The sequence below is a fragment of the Streptomyces sp. NPDC028308 genome (assembly GCF_055565855.1).
This window is the reverse complement of the sequence record NZ_JBVHTO010000005.1, coordinates 240608-259265: the sequence shown is the minus strand read 5'-3', so window position 1 is coordinate 259265 and position 18658 is coordinate 240608. Positions and strand designations below refer to the sequence as shown.

General features: G+C 71.0%; 18 protein-coding genes. 9 read left to right on the top strand and 9 right to left on the bottom strand.

Annotation, left to right across the window (positions count from 1 at the left end; genetic code table 11):
* The first annotated feature begins 33 nt into the window (after positions 1–33).
* From ACZ4VA_RS13670 to exaC, 6 genes are all read left to right on the top strand, one after another.
* A complete protein-coding gene (locus tag ACZ4VA_RS13670) occupies positions 34–1239 on the top strand; it encodes an ROK family protein (RefSeq protein ID WP_468081318.1) in 1206 nt (401 codons plus the stop codon).
* A gap of 541 nt (positions 1240–1780) precedes the next feature.
* Positions 1781–2011 carry a hypothetical protein gene (locus ACZ4VA_RS13665; RefSeq protein WP_355787731.1) on the top strand — a complete coding sequence of 77 codons (231 nt, stop codon included), beginning with the start codon at positions 1781–1783 and terminating at the stop codon, positions 2009–2011.
* Positions 2008–3021, top strand: a complete 1014-nt coding sequence (locus tag ACZ4VA_RS13660; RefSeq protein ID WP_356164487.1) for an acetamidase/formamidase family protein — start codon at positions 2008–2010, stop codon at positions 3019–3021. Before ACZ4VA_RS13665 ends, ACZ4VA_RS13660 begins: the two co-directional genes overlap by 4 nt.
* A gap of 199 nt (positions 3022–3220) precedes the next feature.
* The gene (locus tag ACZ4VA_RS13655; RefSeq protein ID WP_468081315.1) at positions 3221–3820 is read left to right on the top strand and encodes an N-acetylmuramoyl-L-alanine amidase; all 600 of its coding nucleotides are present in this window, start codon (positions 3221–3223) and stop codon (positions 3818–3820) included.
* 131 nt (positions 3821–3951) lie between these two features.
* Positions 3952–5250 (top strand): GAF domain-containing protein, encoded by a 1299-nt coding sequence (locus ACZ4VA_RS13650; protein WP_468081313.1) that lies wholly within the window; start codon positions 3952–3954, stop codon positions 5248–5250.
* A gap of 56 nt (positions 5251–5306) precedes the next feature.
* Positions 5307–6830: an acetaldehyde dehydrogenase ExaC gene (gene exaC, locus ACZ4VA_RS13645; RefSeq protein WP_468081310.1), complete on the top strand. Its 1524-nt coding sequence runs from the start codon at positions 5307–5309 to the stop codon at positions 6828–6830.
* A 108-nt stretch (positions 6831–6938) separates the two neighbouring features.
* On the opposite strand, the gene ACZ4VA_RS13640 is transcribed toward exaC, so the two are convergent.
* The 4 genes from ACZ4VA_RS13640 to ACZ4VA_RS13625 all read right to left on the bottom strand — a co-directional run bounded on the left by ACZ4VA_RS13640 (position 6939) and on the right by ACZ4VA_RS13625 (position 10650).
* Positions 6939–7148: a DUF6243 family protein gene (locus ACZ4VA_RS13640; RefSeq protein WP_355790486.1), complete on the bottom strand. Its 210-nt coding sequence runs from the start codon at positions 7146–7148 to the stop codon at positions 6939–6941.
* A gap of 611 nt (positions 7149–7759) precedes the next feature.
* Positions 7760–8479 (bottom strand): DUF4839 domain-containing protein, encoded by a 720-nt coding sequence (locus tag ACZ4VA_RS13635; protein ID WP_356238607.1) that lies wholly within the window; start codon positions 8477–8479, stop codon positions 7760–7762.
* Between the two features lie 292 nt (positions 8480–8771).
* The gene (locus tag ACZ4VA_RS13630; RefSeq protein ID WP_356238610.1) at positions 8772–9908 is read right to left on the bottom strand and encodes an epoxide hydrolase family protein; all 1137 of its coding nucleotides are present in this window, start codon (positions 9906–9908) and stop codon (positions 8772–8774) included.
* A gap of 133 nt (positions 9909–10041) precedes the next feature.
* Entirely contained in the window at positions 10042–10650 is a 609-nt protein-coding gene (locus tag ACZ4VA_RS13625; protein ID WP_356164499.1) for a TetR/AcrR family transcriptional regulator, read from the bottom strand.
* 134 nt (positions 10651–10784) lie between these two features.
* On the opposite strand from ACZ4VA_RS13625, the gene ACZ4VA_RS13620 reads away from it, so the two are divergent.
* Positions 10785–11165, top strand: coding sequence for a VOC family protein (locus ACZ4VA_RS13620; RefSeq protein ID WP_356164501.1), 381 nt, complete (start codon positions 10785–10787; stop codon positions 11163–11165).
* A gap of 93 nt (positions 11166–11258) precedes the next feature.
* On the opposite strand, the gene ACZ4VA_RS13615 is transcribed toward ACZ4VA_RS13620, so the two are convergent.
* A complete protein-coding gene (locus tag ACZ4VA_RS13615) occupies positions 11259–12461 on the bottom strand; it encodes an FAD-dependent oxidoreductase (RefSeq protein WP_356164503.1) in 1203 nt (400 codons plus the stop codon).
* Positions 12462–12919: 458 nt separating this feature from the next.
* Between ACZ4VA_RS13615 and ACZ4VA_RS13610 the strand changes: the two genes are divergently transcribed.
* Positions 12920–13429 (top strand): helix-turn-helix domain-containing protein, encoded by a 510-nt coding sequence (locus ACZ4VA_RS13610; protein ID WP_355795451.1) that lies wholly within the window; start codon positions 12920–12922, stop codon positions 13427–13429.
* Between the two features lie 212 nt (positions 13430–13641).
* Here ACZ4VA_RS13610 and ACZ4VA_RS13605 read toward each other — a convergent pair whose 3' ends face one another.
* From ACZ4VA_RS13605 to ACZ4VA_RS13590, 4 genes are all read right to left on the bottom strand, one after another.
* Positions 13642–14367 (bottom strand): tryptophan 2,3-dioxygenase family protein, encoded by a 726-nt coding sequence (locus ACZ4VA_RS13605; protein WP_356164505.1) that lies wholly within the window; start codon positions 14365–14367, stop codon positions 13642–13644.
* Positions 14367–15608, bottom strand: coding sequence for a pyridoxal phosphate-dependent aminotransferase (locus ACZ4VA_RS13600; RefSeq protein ID WP_355791240.1), 1242 nt, complete (start codon positions 15606–15608; stop codon positions 14367–14369). The genes ACZ4VA_RS13605 and ACZ4VA_RS13600 overlap by 1 nt, the downstream gene beginning before the upstream one ends.
* A 73-nt stretch (positions 15609–15681) precedes the next feature.
* Positions 15682–16440 carry an SDR family NAD(P)-dependent oxidoreductase gene (locus tag ACZ4VA_RS13595; protein WP_355791243.1) on the bottom strand — a complete coding sequence of 253 codons (759 nt, stop codon included), beginning with the start codon at positions 16438–16440 and terminating at the stop codon, positions 15682–15684.
* The gene (locus ACZ4VA_RS13590) at positions 16433–17224 is read right to left on the bottom strand and encodes a thioesterase II family protein (RefSeq protein ID WP_468081304.1); all 792 of its coding nucleotides are present in this window, start codon (positions 17222–17224) and stop codon (positions 16433–16435) included. The genes ACZ4VA_RS13595 and ACZ4VA_RS13590 overlap by 8 nt, the downstream gene beginning before the upstream one ends.
* Before the next feature lie 174 nt (positions 17225–17398).
* Between ACZ4VA_RS13590 and ACZ4VA_RS13585 the strand changes: the two genes are divergently transcribed.
* Positions 17399–18640, top strand: coding sequence for a cytochrome P450 (locus ACZ4VA_RS13585; protein ID WP_356238621.1), 1242 nt, complete (start codon positions 17399–17401; stop codon positions 18638–18640).
* Positions 18641–18658: the final 18 nt, after the last annotated feature.

Sequence of the window (18658 nt, the reverse complement as noted above, 5' to 3'; positions counted from 1 at the left end):
GCGGGGACCGGCCGGACGAGGACTGACGGAGGCATGACCGCACCGCTGCACGAAGCCCACCCGTCCGGCCGCCGGCTGCCCGACACCCAGCAGGGCATGCGCCGCCGCAACCTCGCGCGCGTGATGCACACCGTCAGCGCCGAGGGGCCGCTGTCCCGGGCGGCAGTCGCCTCGCGCATCGGTCTGACCCGCGCGGCCGTGTCGACGCTGGTGGACGAGCTGATCCGCTCCGGGCTCCTGGAGGAACTCGGTCCGGAACGCCCCGGGCGCGTCGGACGCCCCGGCTCCGCACTGGCCGTGAGCGGTCGCGGTCCCGCAGGGATCGGGGCGGAGATCGGCGTGGGCCATCTCGCGGTCTGCGCGGTCGACCTCCGGGGCGACATACGGGTGCGGGCCGTGCGGCACGGCGCGAACCGCGGCCGGTCGCCCGAGTCGGTCACCGGGGAACTGACCGGGCTGGTACGCCAGGTGGTCGCCGACGCCGAACGGGAAGGCCTGTGGCCCGCCGGGCTCGCGGTCGCCGTGCCGGGACTGGTCGCCCGTGACGCCCGCACCGTCGTCCGCGCCCCCAACCTCGACTGGCACGGCATCGACCTCGGCGCACTGCTCCCCGGCGAACTGCCACTGACGGTCGACAACGAGGCCAACTTCGGCGCGCTGGCCGAACTCTGGCTGGGCGACGGAACTCCGCAGGACTTCCTGCACGTGTCGGCGGAGATCGGCATCGGCGGGGCCGTGGTCGTGGACGGACGGCTCCTGCGCGGGACGCGCGGATTCGCCGGCGAGCTCGGACACGTGCCGGTCCGCCCCGAGGGCCCCGAGTGCGTGTGCGGCGGGCGCGGCTGCCTGGAGCAGTACGCCGGCGAGGACGCCGTACTGCGCGCGGCGGGCCTCGAACCGGTCGAGGACCGCGTCGGGCTGCTGGCGGGACGGGCCGCCGCCGACGACGACGAGGCCGTACGGCGTGCGCTGCGCCGAGCCGGAACCGCGCTCGGCATCGCCCTGACCGGTGCGGTCAATCTGATCGACCCCGAAACCGTCGTGCTCGGCGGCGCCCTGGCCCGTCTGGCTCCCTGGCTGCTGCCTTCGCTGGAGGGCGAGTTGAGGCGCCGGACGACCGGTCCCGCCTGTGCGGTGACCGTCTCCCGGCTCGGCCCCGAGGGGCCGCTGCTGGGCGCCGCGCATTCGGTGGTGCGGGGGGTGCTGGACGACCCGGCGGCGGTGGCGGGGCGTTCTTGACGGCGGGGCAGCGGGTGTCGTCGTGTGTGGGTGCGGCGAGCCTGTGCGGTCTTGAATAGGTAGCCCAAGGACTGGGTGCTGTGGTTGGCGTGGGGGCCGGTGAGACGCCGCTGTCGGGACCGCGGGCAGAGATGCCGCTGTCGGCACCGCCCGACTCCACTTCGCCCGGCCCGTCTCTCGGCGCTGTGACGGCACGGAGTTGTGCGGGATCCAGGTCCGGTCGGGGGACCTCGCGGTAGTCCATTCCCCCTTGTGGGTGAGGAAGTTGTCCACAGTCTCGGAGTTGTCCACCGCCGGGCGCCTTGCTCTTCCTGCCCAACCGGCAGGCGCCGTACCGTGATTCACGCGAGGCGCAGCCGTCCTGCCGACGGCTGAGTGTCCGAGCGGATCGGGGGTTCACATGTCAGGGGAGACGCCACTCGGCGCCAGGCGGCGGGTCATCGGGGCGCGCGGGGTCTTACGAGTACGGCGGCCGCTGCCTCTGCTGCCGCCAGTCGTCGTCCTTGTCCACGTCGTTGCCTTCGTCCTTGCCATCGTCCAAGTGCCGCTCGACACTGCGCCGGCGATCTTCGACTTCGTGTCCGAGACGGCCGCGCCCGTGTCGTACGTGGGTCCGGGCGCCGACGTCTGGATGATTGCCGGTGTGGTGATGTCCGTGCTCCTCGTACGGAGTGGGCCGCCGCACATATCCGGGACAGCCCGGGTCCACCTCGACCACGACGCACCGTCCGACTCCCCCGGCCTGACAGCGAACGGAGACGTGCAGCCATGAGCGACCCCCGGATCCTGACGGTCCGGCCCCGGCCGGACGAGTACGCGTGGACGTTCGGCGGCGCACCTCCCGTGGCACGCATCGCACCCGGCACCGTCCTCGACCTGTACACGGAGGACTGCTTCGCGGGCCAGGTGCGGTCCGAGAAGGACCTGGTGTCCGAGGTGTGCGAGTTCCCGTTCCTGAACCCGCAGACGGGGCCCTTCCACGTGGAGGGCGCGGAGCCGGGCGACACCGTCGCGGTGCACTTCGTCTCGATCGAGCCGGCCCGGGACTGGGCGGCGTCGACGACGGTCCCGCTCTTCGGCGCACTCACCTCCACACACACCACGGCCACGCTCCAGCCTCCGCTGCCCGAGACGGTCTGGATCTGGCAGCTCGACCGGGAGCGGCGCACGGCCCTGTTCAGCGCGCGCGACAGCGACATCGAGATCGAGCTGCCGATGGACCCGATGCACGGCACCGTGGGCGTGGCTCCCGCCAACCTCGAAGTACGGTCCGCACTGGTCCCGGACGCCCATGGCGGGAACATGGACACCCCCGAGATGCGAGCGGGCGTGACCTGCTTCCTCGGGGTGAACGTCGAGGGCGCGCTGCTCAGTCTCGGCGACGGACACGCCCGCCAGGGCGAGGGCGAGACGTGTGGAGTCGCCGTGGAGTGCGCCATGAACACGGTGGTGATCGTCGAGTTGCTGAAAGGTGTGGCCACACCGTGGCCGCGCATCGAGTCGGACACGCACATCATCTCGACCGGTTCGGCCCGCCCGCTGGAGGACGCGTTCCGGATATCCCAGCTCGACCTGGTCCAGTGGCTGGTGCGCGACTACGGCTTCAGCGAGCTGGACGCCTACCAGTTCGCGACCCAGGCGGTCGAGTCGCCGCTCGCGAACGTCTGCGACACCAACTACACGTGCGTCGCCAAGCTGCGCAAGCAGTGGCTGCCCCAGCGTGAGACGCATCGCGGACTGCACGCGCGACTGCGGGAGACGGCCGCCACGCTTCGTGGCTGACCCTGGCCTGCGGGCGGGCTCCACCTCCGGCGCCGACAGAGTCACCGTTCCTCGGTACGACGCACGGCAGTCCACCCGCTGCTCCCCTGCTACCCCACTCCCCCGACCTCCTGAGCCCTCAAATCCCCAGCCACCGAACCTTTGAGCCCTTGAGCCCCCGAACCCCGAGCACCATCCCCCACCTGGAAGGAACGCATCGATGGAGCGAGCCAGACCGTTCCTCAGTCGGCGAAGGCTGCTGGGAGCCGCAGCCCTCGCCGCGGTCCCCTACGCCTTATCGCCCGGCACCCGGGCAGGAGCCCAGGCGCAGGCCGTCGACTACCCGGCGGCCGAATGGGTGCCGGCGAGCACCTCCAACTACACGGCGTCCAACCGCCCCACCAGCTATCGGCTCAACTACGTGATCATCCACGTCACGCAGGAGACGTACCCGGACACTCTGTCCATCTTCCAGAACCCGCAGAAGAAGGTGTCCGCGCACTACGTCGTCCGGTCGTCCGACGGGCACGTAGCACAGTGCGTCCGAGAGCGCGACGTGGCCTGGCACGCGGGCAACTGGGACTACAACACGCGCAGTATCGGCATCGAGCACGAGGGCTGGGTGGATCAGCCCTCCTACTTCACCGACGCGATGTACGAACAGTCGGCGAAGCTGACCGCGGCCGTCTGCGACAAGTACGGGATCCCGAAGGACCGGGCGCACATCCTCGGTCACTACCAGGTACCGGGCAGCGACCACACCGATCCGGGCCCGAACTGGGACTGGATCCGCTACATAAGGCTCGTGAACTTCACCTGACCGCGCGCTCCCCACCGGCACGGGCCGGGGCGACCGAGCCGCGGCCCGTCACGAGGACGGTCACGAAGCTTGTCGGGGCGCGCACCGGGAGTGACGATGTCCTCAGCCGCGTCGCGTTCCGGGAGGCCGAGTTGACTGATCCATGGGTGGCCCTGGAACAGGGTGCCGACCCCGTCGAGCGGGTGCGGGCGCTGCGCCGCGCCCACGAGACGTTCACGGAGGCGGGGACGGTGCCCCGGCCGGTGCGCTCCGTGGTCGCCGACTCGTGGCGGCGTTCGGCGCGGGCCGGGGTGGGTCCCGACGGTACGGCGTGCGTGGAACTCACCGACGGCGACCTCGGGGCGTACAGGGCGGAGCATCCGCTGGCGCGGGTGATGCCGTTGATCCGGGAGTTGATGGGGACGTTCGCGGCGGACGGCGAGCATCTGCTGGCGGTGTGCGACGCGCAGGGACGTCTGCTGTGGGTGGAGGGCCATCCGTCGACGCGCAGGGAGGCGGGCCGGATGAATTTCGTGCCCGGCGCCCGGTGGGCGGAGACCGCGGTAGGGACGAACGCCCCGGGCACGGCCGTCGCGGTGGACCGGCCCGTGCAGGTCTTCGCCGCCGAGCACTTCATCCGTCGGGTGCAGCCTTGGACGTGTGCAGCGGCGCCAGTGCACGATCCGCGCACCGGACGGGTGCTCGGCGCGGTGGACATCACCGGCGGTGACGGGCTCGCGCATCCGCACAGTCTGGGCTTCGTCCAGGCGGTGGCACGTGCGGCGGAGTCCCACTTGGCCCTGCTGGCGCCGGTGCGGGCCACCGCCGACACGCTCGAACTGACCGTGCTCGGCCGGGACGAAGCGCTGTTGGTCCTGCCGGGCGGCCGGAGGATCAGGCTGAGCCGCCGGCACAGCGAGATCCTGGTCCTGCTCTCCCGGCATCCGGAGGGGCTGACGGGGGACGAACTGCTCTGCGCGCTGTACGAGGACGAGTCGGTTCCGCCGGTGACGTTGCGTGCCGAGCTTGCCCGGCTGCGCCGTCTGCTGGGGCCGGGGGTGCTGGCATCCCGGCCCTACCGGCTGACGATGCCGGTCGAGTCCGATGTCGCCGTGGTCGAGCGGCGGCTGGGCACGGGGGCGGTCGCGGCGGCGGTGGGCGCGTACAGGGGTCCGCTGCTGCCCGCCTCGCAGGCTCCGGCGGTGGCGCGCGTGAGGCGACGGCTCGCCGACGGGCTGCGTGCCGCGCTGGTCGCCTGCCACGATCCCGACCTGCTGGCGGACTGGGCTCACGCGCCATGGGGCGAGGACGATCTCGACGTGTGGCGGGCGCTGGCGGCGGTGCGGCCGACTGCCGCGGTGCGGTCGCGTCTGGCCCAGCTGGACGCCGAGTTGTCCGTGGTGGGGCGCGCGGTGGCACGCGCAACGTGGTTGCAACGTTCCGGTTCCTAGCCTCGCGGCGAGAGCTGCCCGACGGCGGGCAGCGCTTCTCCGGGAGGCAGACCAGCATGACCCGTTACGCGGCGCCCGGCACCGACGGCGCGATCGTCTCCTACGAGGCGCGTTACGACCACTTCATCGGGGGCGAGTACGTGCCGCCGGCGCGCGGGCAGTACTTCGAGAACCCGAGTCCGGTGAACGGGCAGCCGTTCACGGAGGTCGCCCGGGGCACCGCGGAGGACGTGGAGCGCGCCCTGGACGCGGCGCACGCGGCCGCTCCGGCCTGGGGGCGTACGTCGGCGACCGAGCGTTCCGGCATCCTGCTCAAGATCGCCGACCGCATGGAGGCGAACCTGGAGAAGCTGGCGGTCGCCGAGAGCTGGGAGAACGGCAAGCCGGTGCGGGAGACGCTCGCCGCCGACATCCCGCTGGCGATCGACCACTTCCGCTACTTCGCGGGGGCGGTCCGGGCCCAGGAGGGTTCGCTCAGCGAGGTCGACGACGACACGGTCGCGTACCACTTCCATGAGCCGCTCGGCGTGGTCGCCCAGATCATTCCGTGGAACTTCCCGATCCTGATGGCGGTCTGGAAGCTCGCCCCGGCCCTCGCGGCGGGCAACGCGGTCGTCATCAAGCCGGCCGAGCAGACCCCCGCGTCCATCCACTACTGGCTGAGCCTGGTCTCCGACCTGCTGCCGCCGGGGGTCGTGAACGTCGTCAACGGGTTCGGGGTGGAGGCCGGCAAGCCGCTGGCGTCCAGTGCGCGGGTCGCGAAGGTGGCGTTCACCGGTGAGACCACGACGGGGCGGCTGATCATGCAGTACGCCTCGGAGAACATCAAGCCGGTCACGCTGGAGCTGGGCGGCAAGTCGCCGAACCTCTTCTTCGACGACGTGTGGGACAAGGACGACGACTTCCGCGACAAGGCGCTCGAAGGCTTCACGATGTTCGCGCTGAACCAGGGCGAGGTGTGCACCTGTCCGTCGAGGGCGCTCATCCAGCGCGGCCACTACGGGGAGTTCCTGGAGGCGGCCGTCGCGCGCACCGGGCTCATCAAGCCCGGTCACCCGCTCGACACGGACACGATGATCGGTGCGCAGGCGTCCAACGACCAGCTGGAGAAGATCCTCTCCTACTTCGACATCGGCCGGCAGGAGGGGGCCAAGGTCCTCACGGGCGGTGAGCGCGTGGAGTACGACGGGGAGCTCAAGGGCGGGTACTACGTCCAGCCGACGATCTTCGAGGGCGACAACCGGATGCGGATCTTCCAGGAGGAGATCTTCGGTCCGGTCGTGTCGGTCACGTCGTTCGGCGACTTCGACGACGCCATCAAGACGGCGAACGACACGCTGTACGGGCTCGGGGCCGGGGTGTGGACCCGGGACGTCAACACCGCCTATCGCGCGGGCCGTTCGATCCAGGCGGGCCGCGTCTGGACGAACTGCTACCACGCGTATCCCGCACACGCGGCGTTCGGCGGCTACAAGCAGTCCGGCATCGGGCGCGAGAACCACAAGATGATGCTGGAGCACTACCAGCAGACGAAGAATCTTCTGGTGTCGTACTCGCCGAAGAAGCTCGGGTTCTTCTAGGGATACAAGGAAGGGTGGCCGGTCGCGCCCCGTACGGCAGATGGGCCCGGACCGCGAGTCGCGGTCCGGGCCCTGCCACGCGCGGTGCCGCCCCGTGGCGGCGGCGCCTCAGCTCTTCGCGGTGTCGTCGCCCGTCTGCCCGGCGCCCTCGGCCGTACCCGTCTTCTCGCGCATCTTGCGCAGCAGCTCCGCCTTCTGGTCGGCGGCGCTCTGGCGGTCGAGGTTGCGGTGCGGACCGTTGTTCTGCCGCTCGGCGCGGGACAGCTTCTTGCGCTGGCCGCCGCCCATGCCGACGGGGTTGTTGATGTTCTTGCTCACGGGTTCTCCCGGAATGTTGTGAAGTGATCTACGGATTCATCGGTGGGGGACGGGCGCGGCCACGTCGCAGGACGTCGGCAGGGGCCCGTCACGCTCTCACTCGTAAATCGGCGTCTGGAAGAACATGGTCAAGACGTTACCTGGTCCCGTCGGCTTCGCATACCAAGCGTTTCGCCGTCCCGGCGTCGGCCGGGCCTTTGGTGGGCGCCCAGAGCAGCCGCTTCGTTCCAGTGCCAGCCGGGGCTCCTCAGCGCCGTCCCTGTCACGCCCCTGTCACGCTGAAGCGGAGCGAAGGACGTGACGATCTAAGTCAACGGCCACGTGCGAACGGCCGACGAGGTTGCCGATGTGGTCGATGTGGTCGATGATCTTCGGCTCCGCCCCCTTCGCCGCGTGCAGAGCGGCGCGATTGGCCTGCTGACCAAGCCACGCGTGGAGGTCTATGGGTGTCGATGTCGACCCCGTCGGCGGCGAGGAGGTAGGTGACGGCGTGGGCCGTTAAGACCTTCTAGGCGTGCTGGAACTCCATGACCTCGGCAAAATCGCTTGTAGCGAGCAGGCACTGAGAGCCGCGGACCGTTCCTCCATCAGGCAGAAGCTGCCCACTTCAGCTACCGCTTCTCAGTCGAGACCGGGGCAAGCTGGAAGAGGCACTGGATCGTGTTGAAGTCAACCACCTCGGCGACGAAGCGGAACTTGTCGCCCACTGCAACGGTGGCAGGAACCTGCTTGCCCGTCAGGTTCAGGTTGCCCGTGTTGACGTCCTCGTATTTGAAGTTCGGGCCGTCCGTCGTCCGTGGTCCCTTGTCGCCCGGGCCGAGAAGGAAGTCATAGCGGGTCCGGTCATCCCCGTGCGATGCCATGTGCCTGATTGACCCTCCGAAGGCCACCCTCCGGCCCTTGTACTTGGTTGCGAAGTTCACGTTCGCCTCGTCGCAGGGGTCCGCCTTCAACAACGCTGCGAACTCCGGATTGTTCTGCGCCGTGATCACCTCAGCGGCAGCCGGCTTGCCTGCGGTCGGCGCAGCGGCGGCAGGCTTCTCACTCGTGGCCGTCGAACTGGCTGACGGACCCTCCTCCTTGTCTCCGTCGCTGAGCGCAACGCCGGTGCCGATGATGGCGGCCAGGACCACGAGGACGGCAGCACCCGCCCCGATCAGACGCCATGGCACGGGCTTCTTCGGCCGACGGAAGTTGAGGGTGGTGCGCAGTCTGCCCGGTAGCTGGTCCACGAGCTCCCAACCGTCCTTCTGCATCTTCGAGATCACCAAACCGTCGGTCCCCCGAACCGTCTGCACGGTCTTGTACTCGTACTTGATCTCATCGGCCATACGGGTCCCCGCCCCCTGAACAAACGAACTGATCACCCCAACTGGGCGCGAGCATAGGTGACTCCGCCAGAAGGTCGACGTGACGCACTGGCGGCTCATCACCGACCTGTCGCGACAAACTCGACCAAGAGCACCCGGAACGCCCTCAGGCAGCTCGGGTCGACTGGGCGGGACCGGCGCAGGCCGCTCAGACCACCTCGGATCAAACTCCCGACTTCCGCGTCCTGAGGCGTCACGGCCGTCGGGATGGCGTCGGCCCGGCGCGCGTTCGGGCGCGGTACCGGGGCCCTGGTCAGCGGTGGTTTCGGAGGAACTCTGTGATGTCCTGGGCGAGGAGGGCGGGTTCCTCGTGGGCGGGGAAGTGGCCGCCTCGGGGCATGTGGGTGTAGCGGGTGATGTTGTAGGTGCGCTCGGCCCAGCTCCGGGGCGGTCGGCTCAGGTCGGCGGGGAACAGGGCGAGGGCCGTGGGCGTGTCCACGCGCCGCACGCGCCGGGTCAGGTCGTGGGCGTACTCGTAGTAGGGCCGGAACGAGGTGGAGATCGTGCCGGTGAACCAGTAGAGCGACACCTGGGTGAGGAGGAAGTCGTCACTGAAGCGTGTGGACAGGTCACCCCCGTTGTCGCTCCACGCCCGGTACTTCTCCATGATCCAGGCCAGCAGACCGGCCGGTGAGTCGTTCAGCGCGGGGGCGAGGGTGAGGGGCCGGGTGCTCTGCTGGTGCAGGTAGCCGCCTTCCTGTGCCTGCCAGGCGGTGACGGAGGCGAGGTGGGCCTCCTCCTCGGCGGTGAGTCCGGCCGGGTCGGGGTCGGCGGGGCCCGCGACGGCGAGCAGGTGGATGCCGACGACCGCCTCGGGGTGGGCTTCGGCGAGGCGTGAGGTGATGCCGGCGCCGAGGTCTCCGCCATGGGCCGCGTAGTGCCGGAAGCCGAGGTGGTCGTGCATCAGCCGGTGCCAGAGGTGGTGGGTCTGCTCGGCTTCGGAGAGCGTGGGCCGCTGCGGTGAGAAGGCGAAGCCGGGCAGCGACGGCACGATCACGGTGAAGGCGTCCTCGGGCGCGCCGCCGTAGCGTGAAGGGGTGGCCAACCGTTCGGCGAGGGCGGTGAGTTCGAGGAAGGTGCTGGGCCAGCCGTGCGTGAGCAGGAGGGGCAGCGCGGCCGGGTGTTCGCCGTCGTAGCGGAGGTAGTGCACGGGGGTGCCGTCGAGGTCGGCGAAGTGGGACGGCAGCGCGTTGACGGCGGCCTCGTGGATCCGCCAGTCGTAGCCGGAGGCCCAGTAGGTGACGAGGCGGTCGAGTTCCGCGTCGTCGGCGCCGGCCTCCCAGCCCTCGACCGGCCAGGGTTCGCTACGTCTCGTGGCACGCAACCGGGCCCGCAGGTCGTCCAGTTCGGCGTCACTGACCTTGATGACGGGGGTGTCGGTCGGCGCCACGGTGTTCTCCTCGTGTGCTGGGTGTGCGGGTGCGGCGGGGTGCGTCTGCCGCTTCTGTGGGTGCCGGCGGAGATACGCCGGGCTCAGGGCGCCTTCGCCGTCTCACGTGAACGCCCCGCTCCCGTACCGGCGTTCATGTGCCCGGTGCGGTCTCCGGGCCGAGGGTCTGCGTGATGGCCGCCCGGGTCTCCTCGCGCGGCACCGCATCCGTCGACAGCAGCGCGTGCATGATCAGGCCTTCGAGGAGAGCGTCCAGCCGGGCTGCGGTCTCCGGCCCGGTGAAGCGGGCCAGGACGGCGCGGCCTGACCCGGTCCACTGCTGCGTGAGCGCGCGCAGGGCGGGATCCCGTAGGGCCGCCAGATGCAGCTCGAAGCCGAGGACCGCGCTGCGGTGCCGGGACGGTCCGCCCTGGACCACGTCCACCAGGACGTCGATCAGGTCCTCGCGCGATGTCGCGTCGGTGAAGAGGGCTTCGTACTCGGCGGACCGCTGTTCGACGTACCGGGCGAACGCCTCGGCCCGCAGCCCGGCCAGACTCGCGAAGTGATAGGTGACCGACCCCAGCGGCACGTCCGCTCGGGAGGCGACCTTGCGGTGTGTGAGTCCGGCCGCCCCCTCGCCGACCAGCACCTCCAGCGCGGCGTCCAGGATCCGCTCCCTGCGCCGCGGATCGTGCCGCCGAGTCCGTCGCCCGCCGTGACCCGCACTCTCGCGCACGTCGGGCGTTCCGGTTCCATCCATAAGAACAAACGTACACTACGTAAGGAACAAAGGTTCTTATCGAGGAGGCGAGGGCTCGGCGAGCGTTCGCGGCGCGTGGCAGGAAGTGACCGAATCAGCACTGCCGGCTCGCGCCGGGGCCATAGAGTCGGCCCATGAGTCTGACGCCACGGTTAATCGTCCCGGACCCCGACACGGCCGCGGCCTTCTACCAGAAGGCCATGGGCGCCGAAGAGGTGTTCCGCGCCCAGGACGACAGCGGACGCGTGATGGTCGTCGTCCTCCGGATCGGAGGCTCTCCGCTGTCCCTGTCCCCGGCGGTGCCGGAGTGGGGCTGGCTCTCCCCCGACGACGTCGGTGGTTCCCCGGTGCTGCTGGAGGCCGAGTTCACCGATCAGGACGCCGTCGCCGAGCGGATGGTCGCCGGTGGCGGCACCGTGGTCGTCCCCGTCGAGAACCGCCCGTACGGCAAGCGGGAGGGACGCCTGCGCGACCCCTTCGGCCACCTCTGGATCGTCACCGGCGAACTGCGCTGAGGTCCCCGCCCCGACCCTCGGCGGCCGGGCAGCACAGGGCCTCCCGCCCCGCGCGTCTCCGTACATCGCGCGGGGCGGGAGGCCCTGTGCGTGTCAGTTTCGGTCCCCCTGCACGGGCCACCGCGAAGGCCGGTAGGAGTAGGCCTCGGAGCCCTTGCGCACGCCCTGCTTGATGGCCACCGGCAGCATCAGGTCCCGTATCACCCGGGCGAGCCGGCGGTTCGGAGTCATCACCGCGCCCGTCTGCCGGGCCTGCTTCGCCAGCGCGGCGATCCGGTCGCGCCGTGAATCCTCGAACACGGTGAACGCCCGTTGCGCGCTGGGGTGTTCGTGCAGCGCCAGGGCCAGTTCGTAGGCGTCCTCCATGCCGAGCGCGGCGCCCGCCCCCAGGTGCGGGGCCACCGCGTGAGCGGCGTCGCCGAGCACCGCGGCGCTGCCCCGGTGCCAGGTGCCCAGGGGCGGCACCTCGTAGACCGGCCACCGGCCGACCGGTCCCGTCGAGGCGGTCAGGATGCGGCGGACCACCCCGGGGTCCGGGCGGTGCCGCTCGGCCAGCGCGGCCACCCATTGCGCGTCGTCGGTCTCGGCGAGTTCGGCGAAGGTGCGTTCGCGGGGCTCCGGGTGGTTCTCGAACCACCACACATCGCCGGGAGCCATCACCTGGTAGCCGAAGAAGCCGCGCAAGCCGAACACCATGTGGAACGTGCCGTCGACGGGCAGTTCCCCGGCGCTGATGCGCGACCTGCCCCCGGAGCCGACCACCTCGGTGTAGGCCGCCCGCGGCGCGTCGGGGAGCAGCAGCCGGCGTGTGGTGGAGTGCACCCCGTCGCAGCCGAGCACGATGTCGGCCTCCGCCCGCGTACCGTCCTCGAAGCCGAGCCGCCAGGCGTCACCCCCGATGTCGTCAAGTGCGACGAGACGCTTGGCGGAGTGCAGTTTCGCTCCGGCGCCGGTCGCGGCCTCGCGCAGGGCGGCGCTGAGTTCGCCCCTCATGATGTTGGTGGTGCGCTCCGGATTCTCCGCGAGCACCCGGCCCTTGTGGTTGGCGAAGGTGATGGAGCCGGCGGCGGTGCCCTGCTCCAGGACCCGGTCGGCCAGGCCGAGTCGCTCCAGCACGGCGCGGCCGTTCGGAGCGAGGTTGAGGAACGAGCCGACGTCCTGGGCCCGGCGCAGATAGGCCTCGTACAGGTCCACCTCGAAGCCCAGCCGCACCAGGCAGAGCGACAGGAGAGGTCCGGTGATCCCGGCGCCGACGACGGCCGCCCGTCGGCGTGGCGTGCTGTTCTCGTTCTTCATCACATGCTCCTGATCATGACCGTGGTCAGAGGTTTCACAGGATCGACTTCCGTAGGGGGTGTCTTGCCGATCACCGGGGCGTGCCACGCGTCCATGTCGGGTTCCTTTCGCCCTCCCTCCCTGGATACGAGGGGTTTTCGGTCCCTCGGGGCGAAGGGATCCGGCCCCCGGAACGCGGGTTTGCGGCCGGTGCCGCTCCGGTCCCGGTGGAGGAGGAACCGACCCGGAATCGACCTGGAATCGAGAACCGGCAGGATCGGACGGGCGGGGGCCGGTGACGACGAACGTCGGGAGCCGGCATCGAGGTCACGGCGCAGGACACCGTCTCGTACGCGTACCGGCCGGATCCGCCGGCTTGAACTACGGCGGCGGCGACGGGCGCGCGAGCACGCTCCGCCGACGGCACCGGCCCCCCCGGCAGCAACTTCCGGTTGTCACGAGAAACGGGGGTCACGACCATGACCACGCTCGTCCACAAACAAGAAGTCCGCTTCCTTCGCTGGCCGGTGCAGCGCCACGAGCGGGATCAGCTGCGCGAGGCCGGACTGCCGTGCCTGCTGGTGCTGGAGGGCCAGACGGCGCCGCCGAGCGACATCTCCCCCACCGAGGACTGGGTGCGTCCTCCGGTGGCCCGGCTCGATCTGGCGGCTCGCGTCCACACCCTGCAGCGGCGCACCGGGACCGACTTCGTGCCCGCGCTGGATCCGACCGGAGTGCTCTACTACGGCGGGCAGTCGGTGCCGATGTCGGAGGCGCAGAGCGAGATGATGCGATGTTTCCTCGCCTGTTTCGGTCACCTCGTCCGGCGGGACCGGCTCAAGGAGGCGCTGAGCCGGATCAACAACGAAGCGGTCACCAGCAACGCGATAGACCTGCACATCATGCGGCTGCGGCAGCGGCTGGACGGCGTCCGCCTGAGCCTGCGCACCGTGTGGGGCCGGGGCTACATCCTGGAGGCCGCTTCCTGAACCACCCCCACTGAAGCGAAGTGTCCGGCCCCTGGCTCGTGGGGCCGGACACTTTCGCGCGGGCGGACAGGTCGCGTTCGCGTGGGCGGACCGGTCGCGACGGCGTCCAGGCTTGCCGCCAACCGGCTTTGCACAGGCGCCGGTTGACCACCGCGTCGGCCAAGTGAGCCGTCACGGGGCCGAGTCGGTTTTTCGGGGGGCCGGGGTGCCCGCTACGGCAGGCGGCTGGTCTGCTTCTGGCGGCGCTCGTGCATCTTGCCCCGCAGTTCGTGGAGTTCGGTGAACGGCATCGTGGCCCGGTCCATCAGATACGCCGCTCCCGATGTGCCGGCGGTGCCCCGCTGCTCCCCGATCATCTTGGTCACCAGGCCTATGTGCCCGATCTTCCACTGGAAGTAGCCGCTGCCGACCTGCAGCATGGCTTCGACAACCCGGTGCAGTGAGCCCGCCTCGACGCCCGCTTCGACGATCTCCTCCAGGTCGACGCCGATGTGGTCGAGGCCGGTGCGGAAGGCCGGGAACAGCGACCCCGGCCGCCGGGCGTCGCCCAGGACCCCTTCGAGCCGGTGGGATTGGCTGGACTGTGCCCCGCTGGCCGTGCCGAGGTACTGCCGGAAGTGCGCGAAGTCCTCCAGCGGCAGCCGTTCGAGCGCCACCAGTTGCTCGCGCAGCAGGCGCAGCAACTCACCGGCCCGGTAGAGCAGGTCGACCGAACGCTCGATGCCGCCGGCCGACATCGTCAGGAAGTGCCCCTCCACGGCGGCCAGATCACCGAGGATCTGCTTGAGCCACAGTTCGCAGGTCTGGTGGCTCACGATGAAGAACTGCTCGGACCGCACCGTCGTGAGGTCGGCGCCCTCCTCGGCCGAGCGCGGCTCCTGGAGGGTGAGCAGCTCGTCCAGCCTCAGGTAGGAGGCATAGGTCGGCTCCGTCCGCATCACTGTCCCCTCTTCTCACGGACCAGGCCGACCATGCGTTCCACCCCGGTGACGAGCCGCTCGCGGTCGACGCAGAACGCGATGCGGACCAGGCCGGACGCGACACCGCCGGGTTTCAGGGGCCGCATCGAGCCGTCGTGGCCGAACTCCGGCCGTGCGGAGAAGCCGCTGCCGGGGACCACCACGACGTCGTGTCTGAGCATGAGTTCGGTGCTGAACTCCTCGCCGGTCAGGCCGGTGGAGGAAATGTCGGCCATGGCGTACCAGCCGCCGCCGGGCAGGCCCGGCAGCAGTCCTTCGTCGACCAGGAGGGACAGCGCCGCGTCGCGGTTTCCCCGTACGTAGTCGTGGTTGGCGGCGAGCGCGCCGGACGCGTCCAGGGCGGCCAGTCCTGCGTACTGGACGGGCGCGGAGGGCGCGATGATGTTCGACTCCTGCACCATGCGCATGGCGGTGGCGACCTCGGGCCGCGACACCGCGACGTAGCCGAGCCGGTAGCCGGTCATGGCCGGCCCCTTGGAGAAGGTGAAGACGCTGTTGACGATGCGTTCCGGGGCGGGGCGGGCACGCTCCAGGGCTGCTATCGACAGGTGGGGGCCGTCGAAGGCGAAGTCCTCGTACGCCTCGTCGCTGATGATCTGCCAGCCGTGCTCGTCGGCGATCTCGTAGAGGGCCCGTTGCAGGGGGCGGCCGGCGACCGCGCCGGCGGGGTTCGACGGGGTGTTCAGCAGCAGCACCCGCGTCGCGGGGGTGGCCACTCGCCGGATCGACTCGGGGTCGGGCGCGAAGTGCTCGTCCAGCTCGTAGAACACCGGGCGGAAACCGGCGAGCAGGGCCTGCTGCAGGTGTACGGGCCAGTGGATCTCCGGCAGGAGGATCTCCGCCCCCGACTCGGCGAGGCAGCGCATCAGGGCGCTGAGTCCCTGGCACGAACCCGGGGTGACGAAGAGGCGGGAAGGCTCGGTGTCCACGGAGTTGACGGTGTCGAGCTTGTCCACGAGACGCTCCCGGAGCTCCATGAGCCCCTGCACGTCGATGTAGCGGGCCCGCCCGTCCAGAGCCGCGGCGGCGAATTCCTTGGCCACGGAGTCCGGCGGGCCGAAGGCCGGCTCACCCACGTTCAGCTTGATCAGCCCGGGGTGCTCCCGCTCGCGCTCGTTGGCGATCCGGAAGGACTCGTACAGCCAGGACGAGGGGATCGCCGAGGCCCGGGCGAACCACGGTGGAGCTGTCTGCGTCATCTGATTCATGCCTTTCCGCTGGTGGCAGGACCGGCCGGGACGGGCCGGCGGGGTGGTGCTCCTGGGTCCCGGCTCATGCCGCGCGTCCGCCGTCCACGGACACCAGGGATCCGGTGACCCAGGACGAGGTCTCGGGATCGACGAGGTGGCACACCCAGGCCGCCACCTCCGAGGCCAGACCGAACCTCCCCAAGGGGGTTCCGGCGACGATTCCCTCGCGCAGGGCGTCCGCGCCGTCACCCGCCGCCAGGTCCCACAGGCCCGTGTCGACCGGGCCGGGCAGGACCGCGTTCACCCGGACCTCGGGCGCCAGTTCCACGGCCAGCGAGCGGGTCAGGGAGTTCAGCGCGGCCTTGCTCGCCCCGTAGTAGGACCTCGCGGGCATCGCGAGGACACCGCCCACGGAGGAGACGTTGACCACGCAGCCCCGGTGGGCGCGCAGTTCGGGCAGCAGGGCCCGGATGAGCAGGGCGGGGGCCACCAGGTTGGTGTCGACCATCCCCCGCAGGTCCGCCTCGGTGGCGTCTTCCAGACGGTCGAAGACCGCGTGACCCGCGTTGTTGACCAGGGCGTCGACGCCGCCGAGGACGTCGCGGGCCCGTTCCGCGATCCGTGCGGCGGCGCCGGGGGCCGTGACGTCCGCGACGAACGGCACGGCCCGTCCCGCTCCGTCGGCCTGTGCCTTCGCCGTCACCTCTTCCAGCCGGTCGGCACGTCGCCCGACGGCGAGGACGTCGGCCCCGAGACCGGCCGCACGGGCCACCACGGCGGCCCCGATGCCCGAGCCGCCCCCGGTGACGACGAGCCGCAGGCCACCCCATGGACTACTCATGCGCCGTACGCCCTCCCTTCACGTGTGCCGGGACCCTCCGCGCCAGGTCGGCCAGCAGGAGCGCGGGCTGCTCGTAGGCGTGGAAGTGCCCTCCGGCCCAGATGCCGACGCAGGTGTCACCCGTGGTCAGCCGTCCCCAGTGGCGGCCGGCCCGGACCGGCACCAGCGGATCGTCCCGGGCCATGCAGGCATGGATGTCGCAGGTCAGCGAAACCCCGTCCGGGCAGCCGAGATAGCGCTCGTGCGCGGCGATGTCGGCGCGCAGCGCGGGGAGCATCAGGTCGCGCACCTCGGCCTCGTCCGCGAGCACGGGGTCGATGCCGCCCAGAGCGACCAGTCGCGCCCACAACTCCTCGTCGGGCAGCAGGTGTTCGTCGCGAGGGTTCCGCAGCGGGTCGCCGGGGGCCCAGGCCGAGGACGCCACGAGCAGGACGACGCGGAGTCCGGCCCCGGGGCAGCGGCGGGCCACCTCGCAGGCGACGGCCGAGCCGAAGCTGTGGCCGAAGAGCACCAGGTCCGCGGGCGGCAGTCCGGCGAGGTCCGCGACGATCTCGTCGGCGATCGGGCCGACCCCCTCGCTCGGCGGTTCGGCCAGCCGGTCGCCGTGTCCGGGGTACTGCGCCGCGCACAGTTCCACGGCGGTGCCGGGGAACGCGGCGGGCAGCGGGCCGCGCCAGCCGGCGAAGCTCTCGGCGCGGCCGCCGGAGTGCGGCAGGGCGAGAAGCCGCAGCCCGGGATGTGGCTGGCCCCTCAGAGTACGAACGGATCCGCGGTGCACGCCCATGGCCGACCTCCCGTTAGCCGCCTCGGACTTGAGAATGGCACGCACCCGCGGGGCCGCCGCCGAATCCTTCATGGTTCATTCAGCGCCACCTCGGAGGCGGTGACCGAAGGGGAGGATCGCGGCGACAGTCCCTCCTCGTGCGGGCCCGGCGTCCGGGCCGAAAGGAGTCTCCCGGTGGTCTCCTCCGGCAACGCCGCCGTCCCCGGCACCTCGTACGACGACACCTCGGGTGCCGCCCTCGACCTCGCCGATCCGGCCACCTTCGTCGAGCACGATCCGCACGCCTACTGGGCGCGGATGCGCCGCAGCGAACCGGTGCGCTGGCACCCGCCGGTCGGCGGCCGGCCGGGCTTCTGGGCCGTGGCCGGGTACCGGGACGTCCAGGACTGCTACAAGGACGCCGCCCGGCTCAGCTCGGCCAGGGGCACGGTGCTCGATGTCCTGCTGCGTGGCGGCGACTCGGCGGGCGGCCGGATGCTGGCGGTGATGGACCGCCCCCGCCACCGCGAGCTGCGCCAGGTGATGCTGCGCGCCTTCTCCCCCCGTGTGCTCAAGCGTGTGGAGGACGCCGTGCGGGAGCGGGCGGACGCCCTGGTCGCCGCCGTGGTCGGCGCGGGTGAGGCGGACGCCGGGCGGGACATCGCCGAGCACCTGCCGCTCAACACGGTGTGCGACCTCCTGGAGCTGCCCGCCGCGGACCGGCCCCGGCTGCTCGACTGGAACAAGCGCGCCCTCTCCTCCGACAGCGCCGAGGAGGACCTCTTCGACGCCCTGGAGGCACGCAACGAGATCCTGTCCTACTTCGTGGACGTGGTACGTGAGCGCCGGCGCCGTCCCGGCGACGACGTGATCAGCATGATCGCCGCCGCCCGCGTCGGGGAGGAGCCGATGACGGAGGACGACGTCGCCCTGAACTGCTACAGCCTGATCCTGGGCGGCGACGAGTCCACCCGGGTGACCACGATCGGCGCGCTGCACGCACTGGGCACGTACGGCGAGCAGTGGCGGCGGCTGCGCGAGGGCGAGGCGGAGGTGAGGACCGCGGTGGAGGAGGTGCTGCGCTGGGTGACCCCGGCCATGCACTTCGCCCGCACCGCCACCACCGGCCTGCGGATCGGCTCGGCCGAGGTGTCCGCGGGCGACATCGTCACCCTGTGGAACATCTCGGCCAACAACGACCCGGCCGTCTTCGCCGACCCGCGCCGCTTCGACGTCGGACGGCGGCACAATCCGCACCTCGCCCTCGGACACGGCCCCCACTTCTGCCTCGGGGCGTTCCTGGGCCGGCTGGAGCTCTCGGCGGTGCTGGACTCCCTGGTCCGCCGGGTGCGCCGGATCGAGATCCTGGAGGAGCCGCCCCGCGTCTACTCCAACTTCCTTTTCGGGCACAGCGCCCTGCGGCTGCGCCTGGACTGAACCGCCGCCGGGACTCCT

Excerpts from the sequence above, each read along its gene's own strand:
- ACZ4VA_RS13595 (WP_355791243.1), bottom strand. The coding sequence starts at position 16,440 with ATGAGTAGTCCATGGGGTGGCCTGCGGCTCGTCGTCACCGGGGGCGGC.
- ACZ4VA_RS13635 (WP_356238607.1), bottom strand. The coding sequence starts at position 8,479 with ATGGCCGATGAGATCAAGTACGAGTACAAGACCGTGCAGACGGTTCGG.
- ACZ4VA_RS13610 (WP_355795451.1), top strand. The coding sequence starts at position 12,920 with ATGACCACGCTCGTCCACAAACAAGAAGTCCGCTTCCTTCGCTGGCCG.
- ACZ4VA_RS13620 (WP_356164501.1), top strand. The coding sequence starts at position 10,785 with ATGAGTCTGACGCCACGGTTAATCGTCCCGGACCCCGACACGGCCGCG.
- ACZ4VA_RS13670 (WP_468081318.1), top strand. The coding sequence starts at position 34 with ATGACCGCACCGCTGCACGAAGCCCACCCGTCCGGCCGCCGGCTGCCC.
- ACZ4VA_RS13655 (WP_468081315.1), top strand. The coding sequence starts at position 3,221 with ATGGAGCGAGCCAGACCGTTCCTCAGTCGGCGAAGGCTGCTGGGAGCC.
- ACZ4VA_RS13625 (WP_356164499.1), bottom strand. The coding sequence starts at position 10,650 with ATGGATGGAACCGGAACGCCCGACGTGCGCGAGAGTGCGGGTCACGGC.
- ACZ4VA_RS13600 (WP_355791240.1), bottom strand. The coding sequence starts at position 15,608 with ATGACGCAGACAGCTCCACCGTGGTTCGCCCGGGCCTCGGCGATCCCC.
- ACZ4VA_RS13615 (WP_356164503.1), bottom strand. The coding sequence starts at position 12,461 with ATGAAGAACGAGAACAGCACGCCACGCCGACGGGCGGCCGTCGTCGGC.
- ACZ4VA_RS13590 (WP_468081304.1), bottom strand. The coding sequence starts at position 17,224 with ATGGGCGTGCACCGCGGATCCGTTCGTACTCTGAGGGGCCAGCCACAT.
- ACZ4VA_RS13660 (WP_356164487.1), top strand. The coding sequence starts at position 2,008 with ATGAGCGACCCCCGGATCCTGACGGTCCGGCCCCGGCCGGACGAGTAC.
- exaC (WP_468081310.1), top strand. The coding sequence starts at position 5,307 with ATGACCCGTTACGCGGCGCCCGGCACCGACGGCGCGATCGTCTCCTAC.
- ACZ4VA_RS13605 (WP_356164505.1), bottom strand. The coding sequence starts at position 14,367 with ATGCGGACGGAGCCGACCTATGCCTCCTACCTGAGGCTGGACGAGCTG.